Here is an 8,362-nt window from a genome sequence, read left to right as displayed (position 1 = left end):
TGTGACAGGGGGCGGGCCTATATTGAGCAGGAACTGATCGATCCCCAGCGGAATATCGCGACAACTATATTGGTTGAAAAGGGAGATCAGAAGCAGGTCAGTGTGCGTCTTTCCCGGCCCGTACCCAAAGACCGTATTTTTGATGTCATGAAAGAAATTAAGACAATACGGGTGCTGGCCCCTCTGGAACCAGGCATGGTTATCATGGATAATATTTTGGGACTGGGAAGCAATGTTATAGTCACAAAAAAGGTTTCACGACAAGAGCGGTAAATAAGATATGGAACGAGAATCAGGTTCACAGACTTCGCTGCCGGAAAAAACAGCATCAGAAATCATTGCGTATATAAATAAAAAAGCCTTCAACCCCGGGGACAAAATTCCTAATGAATATGAGTTTTCTCAACTGCTTGGAGTCAGCCGCAATACGGTCAGAGAAGCCATACGCTCTCTCGTCTCCTGGAATATTCTGGAAATCAGAAGAGGCGCAGGCACTTTTATTTCTCTGAAAAAGGGTGTGGCTGATGATCCCCTCGGTTTTTCACTGGTACAGGACAAATTTAAGCTGGCTCTCGATCTGATGCAGATTCGTATCATGGTAGAACCGGGAATCGCCGCGTTGGCAGCTCAAAATGCAGATAAAGCAGATCTTGAATTGCTTGAGACTATTTGCTGCAAATTGGAAGAGAGTATTCTTTCCGGCGAAGACTATACTCAGAATGATGTGAAATTTCATACTCAAATTGGATGCTGCAGTAAGAATATAGTGATGCCAGCCCTACTACCAGTCATTCATGATGCCCTGACATTGTTTGCAGATATGACGGAAATCAGGAACGGAGCTAAAACCATAAAAGCTCACAGACAAATTGTAGATGCCATCAGAAATACACGCTCCTGGGATGCGCAGAACGCCATGCTTTCCCATCTGATGTACAATCAGGACCGGATTCTTAAAGTCTTTGAGACAAAGAAAACACCATAATCAACAGTTTGTTTATAAACCCCGGATAAGCACTAAAAAAATCCCCGGCAGAGCTTACTGCCGGGGATTCAAAACTCATCTCAAAGTCAGGACTTCATCCCCTTTTCAATGGTTTTGATTAGATAGGGTCTGATCTGTGACGGTTTAATAATATCATCGATGGACCCGACTTCTTTAGCTCTGTTCACCGAGTGAATCTTGTCAAACTTCTGCCCCAGGGCGGTCTGTTTTTCATTGTATACCCTGCTGTAAAGTTCATCATATTCCTTCTGGGAACAGGTCTTCTTATTAAGGCGATCAACGCATTCGGTTATCCGGGAGTCAGAGAATGTTTCTTTCTGTACTTCCCGTGGAAAGACCACCGCCGCGGCGGGAGCCCCGCCCAGGACGGAGGCGAAGGACCCTTCCAGGGCTGCGACCCGGAGATTCGGATTCAGTGACTTGGAGAAGACCACATAGGCCCCCCCGTGGTATCGGGCCACTACCAGGAAGGCTATGGGACCCTTGAAGTTGACGATGGCCCTTCCGATTTCGGCCCCGTACTCCAGCTGGAGGTTCCGGAGGCTTTCGGGTGACCCGTCAAATCCTGATAGGTTTGCCAGTATCATCAGAGGCATCCGGCCTGAAAAGGCATTGATACCCCGGGCCACTTTTCTGGATGACTGGGGAAAGAGAGTTCCCCCTGTCCATGTTTCTGGGCCGTCATGAGGGATGGCACCCATCCGGTTCAGGGGACGGCTTTCAATTCCGATCATTCCCGTGGCGATTCCTCCCACCCTGGTTTCCCAGATAATGGATGTATCCGCATCTTTCATGCGCTGCCATCGCTCGAAATGACCTGCATCTCTGTCGATCACAGAGGTCATGACCTGGCGGATGTCAAAGGGCTTCTTCCGTTCGGGATTTTTTTCAATGCTGAAGATATCACCAATGGTGGTAAATCCCTGATCCAGAAAGTCCTTATATTTGTCCCGGGTAATATCCCGGTCTACTGAGTCGCTTGTCACCGTCCTCGGTGGAAATGACTCTCCCGCCACCTTGTAGCTGTAGGCGTAGTGGTCCAGAAGGATACCGTAGGCGTCGGCCAGGCTCCGGGCCCGGATCTGAGACTGTCCGTTGGGGCCCATGATTTTTTCGGCTCCTCCGATATCCAGGTTTGTCTCCCCCGATACGGAGCCGGAGAAGTCGAGAGCCCTTTTTCCTGTGAGGAGCATGGAGGCATCATCAGTCATGATCAGGAGACCCCTGGTGTGCATCAGCATGGTGGCTTCGGCGTTCCAGTAGGACTGAGCACCCACATTGACACCGGGTACAATAATATTGATCTCCCCGCCATCCTGAGTAAAACGGATGATCCGCTTCAATGTCGAGGCAGTCCAGTCCAGGTTTTCCGTTCCTGTTTTCATGTCGATCTTGGCTCCCGAGGAGATGGGCAGCCACTCTACGGGGATATCCTTCTCTTCGGCCAGGTCCAGAGCGGCAATCACCCTCCGGCATTCGGGTTCTGCCAGAGATCCCAGGTCTTTAGTGGGATCAGAGAGAATGATGACTCTCTCCAGGGTCGATTTCTGATCAATATGGGGGTGACGTATCAATCCGAAGACCATATTGGACTCATTCAACCCGTAGGGTCTGTCTTTTACGGAAATGGGTTTCTGTGTACCATCGCCATTGATTTCGATGTCGTATTCATCAAATTCACCCCTGGGAAATCCCTTGTAGAGGGGAAGTCCGGCGTAGGTGATCATCTTGATGAACTCATAGGGGTTGACCATGTTCCGCTGGCGCGCCCGGACCACTTTACTGGTGTACAGGTCCTGGGTCAGAAGGGCTGTTGACTGGGGTTTGCGGGAACGCATGGTAAACTGGTCCTGGGACATATTGGACATGATCAGTTCCAGTTCTCTGACGGCATCTTCGCTCCAGCGTTTCCGTCTGGTGTAGACGACGATTTTTTCCAGTCCCAGATCATGGGTCATGGGAAGAACCTTCTGACCGTATTCCTGCATCTGCATCAGCTTCAGGTTCTGAAGTGACCGGTTATGAAGGATTATCCTGTTCCACTGGAGGCGGAATTTGTACCGGGCCTGTACGGAGCGCATAGCAGAGACACATTCCATAAAGACCGATTCAAACATGACCATCCGGCTGATGGAGGAATCAGACCATTCCGGTTTGGGGTCTGAAAAGCTGCCCAGGGCAAAGAGCCTCTTGTCTTTAGGATTGCTCTTTTCTGTGGACTCCAGAAGGGTGACTGTATCCGATTTGTAGAGGATCTTATGGTCAAAGTTCTGAAGGCGGGTAACCCGGAGTTCCCGGAATTCCAGGGGGTTGAACCCCCGGTAGAGCCTCTTTTCCTGCCAGACTCCCTCTGATTGCGCATAGGCGCGGTAAAATTTACCTTCACCGGGACTGAACCATCCTATGCGGAAGGCATTGACTCTTTCATCAGCTTCCCAAGGGGGGGTGTTCAGATAATCTATATCAGCAGGCTTGTCGGAAATGATAAGGCAGTTGATTTTGATCCCGCTGTCCCGGCCCAGGTCGGCAATGTCCTTAATCAGGCTGTCGCAGAGATCGGATTCCCGGATGACTGTGGTTATGTTTTTATGAATCAGGTCCAGGTCCAGATTCCGGCTTTCACAGTAGTATCCCCAATATGTATTCGACTTGAGGAGTTTTCCGGTTAAAAAGTCTCTGTCCCGGTTCATCCGGCGTCCCAGAGCCTCCATTCCCAGGGCGCGTCCCTTATCGTCATCGCTCAGGGCCAGCTCACAAAGCCTGTCCATGATTTCCGCAGAGGAGTCGATGATGGTCTGCATATCCTCGGATATCTTTGTCTGGGATGCACCGTCTTCGGTGAGTTCACTGAGCATGCTTTCGATGGCCAGACTCTGTTTCTCTCTCATTCTGGAAACTGTCAGGGCATCGACGATCTTATACCGGGCATAGAGAGCGGCGTCGGCGGTGGAGGGCTCTTTTGTCTGGGTGAGCTCTACGATTTTACTGATCAGATCTGAGAGCTGTCCATGATCTTCTGCGGCCACCTCCAGGTCCTGAAGGGAGAAGAATATCCGTTTCAGGACATCCTGTTTTTTATTCAACCGTCCATGGGACTGGAAAATTCTGTACAATGCCCGATTGCTCTCATCCTGTGAGGCATCGTCCCTATGATAAAATCCGGTACATGTTTCCAGATCCTGAATGAATTCTTCGGGGAGCCCTTTTTTCTTGTCTTCGTGGCGGAGGAAGTAATGGGTCAGCATCTCCTGATAACTCACGGGACGGGCATAGCTCTCAGAATTGATTTCCATGGGAGTAAAGAGTTTTTCGACGGCGCAGAAATTGGACATGATCCGGAGAATCTCAGTGATCACTTTTTCTTTTTCTGCGGGATTTTCCTTCAGGTGGTTCAATATCTCCTGAAAATTCCCCTTGGCGGAGGCCCCGTAATCATACCCCCTGAACAGGGCATCCAGTTCTACCAGAACTCTGCTCGTTTTGTTTTCCACCGATTCGGATACAGACAGAAAAGTGACAGGCTCTGATTCTGATACCGGGATCTCCTCGTCCTGATCCTTCAGGTCCAGGAGTACAAGAGGCTGACCGGCGGTTACCTGGGCACCATCTGTAATGCAGATGTCACTGATAATCCCGTCTCCCGGGGATTCTACCAGCATTTCCATCTTCATGGCTTCCAGTACGACCAGGACATCCCCTTTTCTAACCTTGTCACCCATTTTAGCCTGGATGGACAAAACAATGGCCGGGGAGGGGGATTTGACATATCCTCCGGATTCGCTTTCCAGCATGACGGGAAAGCCGTCAACCTCGCATTGAAGCGTATCCGCCCGGTTCACCATCAGGATGTTGTATCGATTTTTTTGAAAAATCAGGAGGGATTCCTGTTTTCCCTTTTTATAGGAACAGATCAGGTCTTCACCCTCAAAGCCTATGTGGTATTTACCGTTGGCAACACAGCGGACCTGGAATTTATAGCTGTTTCCTCCGTTGGAGAGGCTGATTTCATAGCCCTTGGCATCAGAGAGGGTTCTGGGCCGTCCAATGCGGTTAATTTCTTCCTCAAAGTTCATGTAATCCGTACGGAACTGTTTGAGATAGAGTTCTACAGCTCCAGCCAGAAGGGCTGCTCTGATTTTCTCATCGTGGTGACCGGCGACTCTCTGTTCCAGGAGTTCTTCTACAAAACCGGTATGAACACCCCCCTTTTTGATTGCGGGATGATTCAGGAGTTCCAGCAAAAAGGCCCGGTTGGTTGTTCCGTTATGAATATTGATTTTCAGAGAGTTCAAGGCTTGTTCCAGACGGGCCAGGGCTTCGGGCCGGGTCGGCCCATGAGCAATAATCTTGGCTACCATGGAGTCAAAGTCGGAGGGTATTTCACTCCCTTCTTCGATTCCCGAATCCACCCGGATTCCGGGACCCGCAGGAGCTCTGAAGAGTTTCACATGCCCCGGTGCGGGACTGAAGTCTCTGTCGGGATCTTCCGCATTGAGCCTGACTTCCACGACGGCGCCGTTGGGTTGTCGGTCCCGAAGATCTACCTTCAGACCACGAGCCACATCTATCTGTCCCTTCACAAGGTCCACGCTGTAGAGGGTCTCTGTGATGGGGTGCTCAACCTGGAGCCTTGTATTGACTTCCATAAAGTAATACTCATTGCGGTTCAGGTCGAAGAGGTACTCCACCGTACCGGCTCCCACATAGTCTGCGGCCTTGATCAGCCTTTGAGCGGCTTTCTCCATCTCCTGGAGCATCTCCTGAGGGAGGCCTACCGGTGGTGTTTCTTCGATGATCTTCTGATTCTTCCGCTGAACGGAACAGTCTCTCACACCAAAGGTGTTGACGATTCCATGGCCGTCGGCCAGGCATTGAACCTCCAGGTGGCGGCCCCTTTCAACCAGGGCTTCGATAAAGACTATGTCATTTCCTGTTATCCGGACAGTCTCTTCCCGTGCCGATTTGAACTGGGATGCCAGTTCTCCCGGTGTTCTTACAAAGCGGATGCCCCGGCCGCCTCCAGCGTTGGAAGCCTTGACTATGACGGGATATCCGATTTTCAGAGAAATTTCTTCGGCATCCGCCAGGTCTTTGACCGCTCTCCGGCTCCAGGGCAGGATAGGAACATCTGCCTTCTCTGCCAGATCTTTAGCCTGGATCTTGTCTCCCAGAAGGGCCATCGCCTCGCTGCTGGGGCCCAGGAAAGATAATCCCAGGGCTTCTATTTTCTCTATAAAGGGGGCGTCTTCCGACACAAATCCCCAACCTACCCAGAGGGCGGCACAATTTTTTTCTTTCAATCCCTGAATCATAAGTTCATGATCCAGATAGGGGGATTTTTGTTTTCCCGGATAATCGGGTAAATCTGACAGGAGAAGAACATCATCTGCCAATTTAACAAAGGGAGCCTCTTCTTCAGCCTCTATATAAAAAGAGACCGTCTTCAGCTCTGTCCCGTGGAGGCTGTTGTACTCTTTTACAGCCCTAATAAAACGCAGGGCTGCCTCACCTCTGTTGATGATTCCGATCCGGGCATTTTTTTGTAGGATAACCTTCTGCATATTCCATCCTTAGTATGGGTTAAGCCGGACTGTCAGAGTCCGTGTCTGAAGCCAGGGCTCCAGGATACTGCCTTTATTTTGACATTTTATTCAGATTTGTCAATATACTAGGAAGGATGGATTGGTTTTCCTTTGCATTTTTTCTTAAACTCAATGAGTATGAATAAGAACATAAAATCATACGATTATATTATCATCGGGGCATCCAAAGCTGGCCTGACCGCCGCTACGGTCCTGCGTGAAAGGCTGGGTGACTCCTCCATTCTGCTTATCAATGGAGAAGACCGGCTTCCCTATAAGAGAACGGCACTGACTAAACACCTGGCCACCGGTTTTGCCCGGGATGATTTTACCCTGTATCCGGAATCCTGGTTTGAAGAACAGAGGATCATGCTTGTCTCCACCGTGGTTCTAAACATCAATCCCCTGGCCAGAACCCTCGTCTGTTCGGATGGACAGAGCTTTTCCTGGGGATCCCTGCTGCTGGCAACCGGAGCTCTTCCTTTTCAAATCCCGATACCCGGTAGCCAGTGGCTCCGGTATCTCAGAACCGCCTCGGACACGGAAGCCATCCGGGAACAACTGGTGAAAAGCCGGAGAGTTGTGATTCTGGGTCAGGGAGTCGAGGGGGTCGAGCTGGCAGAACAGTGCCGCAGGATAGGCCTGGATGTGACTCTGACCGGCCGGGATTCCCGGTTGATGCAGCACTGGCTGGATGAGGCTCTATCCGCAAGACTTCAGGCTCTTTTAGAGGACCGGGGGATACGCTGCCACTTTGATCAGTCTCCTGTCGCTGTGGTTAAAGAAGCCGATGGTTATACTCTTTCATGTCAAACCAAGCAATTTCACGGGGATATGATCCTTGCGTCCACAGGAATTCGGGGCAATCCGAGCCTGGCCAGGGAGTTAGGTATTTATGGTGAGACGGGTATTCTAGTCGATGCCTACTGCAGGACCTCCCAGCCGGGGATTTATGCCGCCGGTGATGCGGTACAGACCCCCTCCGGCTGGCCTACCGGTCTCTGGCACTGGGCTGAATATCAGGGGAACCTGGCGGCTCTGAATATGGCTGGTCAGAAAGAAGCTCTTGAAAATGCTCCCACCCGTCTCAAATGTGAACCCTTTGGACAGTTTCTTTATTCCATGTCCTATCAGGAAGTGGGTAGTTCCGACGATTCAAAACTTTTTATGGATGACCCATCCGGGTATTTAAGGATTTTTTCCCGCCGGGGAAGGAGTATCGCCGCCCTCATGGAAGGTTTGGGTAAGGGGGTATCCAAGATTCTGGATGAAGGAATAAAGACCGGAGACAGCCCTGAGGCGCTTTTTAAAGCCCTTCAGAAGGAATAAGAGGACAGGGAAATATTATTTAATATAATAATAGTAATATTGTATTGTTAATCACTAGTAAACCTACTATATTAGTAGTCATGAAAGCATATAGCATCCCTAAAAAAGTTAATTCCAAAGTAGTTCGTCTGGTGGGAGGCCAGGTCTTCCTCCTTTCTCTGCTCTTTATCGTTACACAGGAGCCCTTTATTCCGGCATTTCTACTGATCGATTTTGCAACCCGTGCTCTTGGACTGCCGCGGTACAGCCTCCTGGCGTACACAGGAATTCTACTGGCACGGTTGTTCAAGATGAAAGAAAAGCCCATATTCTTTGCACCTAAACGCTTTGCCGCGGGGATCGGTCTTTTCCTTTCCACTTCATCCCTGATTTCAGTTCTCCTGGGGGCAGGAGAGTTGGGAGTCGGAATTATTTCTCTGCTGGGAATCTTTTCATTTCTGGAAGG

At 50.2% G+C, this 8,362-nt stretch carries 5 protein-coding genes; 4 read left to right on the top strand and 1 reads right to left on the bottom strand.

Annotated features, from left to right (window positions below):
- Nucleotides 1-273: DUF1667 domain-containing protein (locus PF479_RS02090; protein ID WP_298001749.1), on the top strand; the 273-nt coding region annotated here is incomplete at its 5' end.
- Nucleotides 274-280: 7 nt separating this feature from the next.
- Nucleotides 281-985: a FadR/GntR family transcriptional regulator gene (locus PF479_RS02085; protein WP_298001747.1), complete on the top strand. Its 705-nt coding sequence runs from the start codon at nt 281-283 to the stop codon at nt 983-985.
- Between the two features lie 86 nt (nt 986-1,071).
- On the opposite strand, the gene PF479_RS02080 is transcribed toward PF479_RS02085, so the two are convergent.
- Nucleotides 1,072-6,567, bottom strand: coding sequence for a carboxyl transferase domain-containing protein (locus tag PF479_RS02080; RefSeq protein ID WP_298001744.1), 5,496 nt, complete (start codon nt 6,565-6,567; stop codon nt 1,072-1,074).
- 159 nt (nt 6,568-6,726) lie between these two features.
- On the opposite strand from PF479_RS02080, the gene PF479_RS02075 reads away from it, so the two are divergent.
- Both PF479_RS02075 and PF479_RS02070 read left to right on the top strand, forming a co-directional pair.
- Nucleotides 6,727-7,917 carry an NAD(P)/FAD-dependent oxidoreductase gene (locus tag PF479_RS02075; protein WP_298001743.1) on the top strand — a complete coding sequence of 397 codons (1,191 nt, stop codon included), beginning with the start codon at nt 6,727-6,729 and terminating at the stop codon, nt 7,915-7,917.
- A gap of 80 nt (nt 7,918-7,997) precedes the next feature.
- The coding region (locus PF479_RS02070) for a DUF4395 domain-containing protein (protein WP_298001741.1) at nt 7,998-8,362 on the top strand (365 nt) is incomplete at its 3' end.

It is taken from the genome of Oceanispirochaeta sp., from assembly GCF_027859075.1.
Classification (GTDB): domain Bacteria; phylum Spirochaetota; class Spirochaetia; order DSM-2461; family DSM-2461; genus Oceanispirochaeta.
Note: the sequence above shows the minus strand (reverse complement) of the source record. Positions and strands in the feature narration are given on the sequence as shown.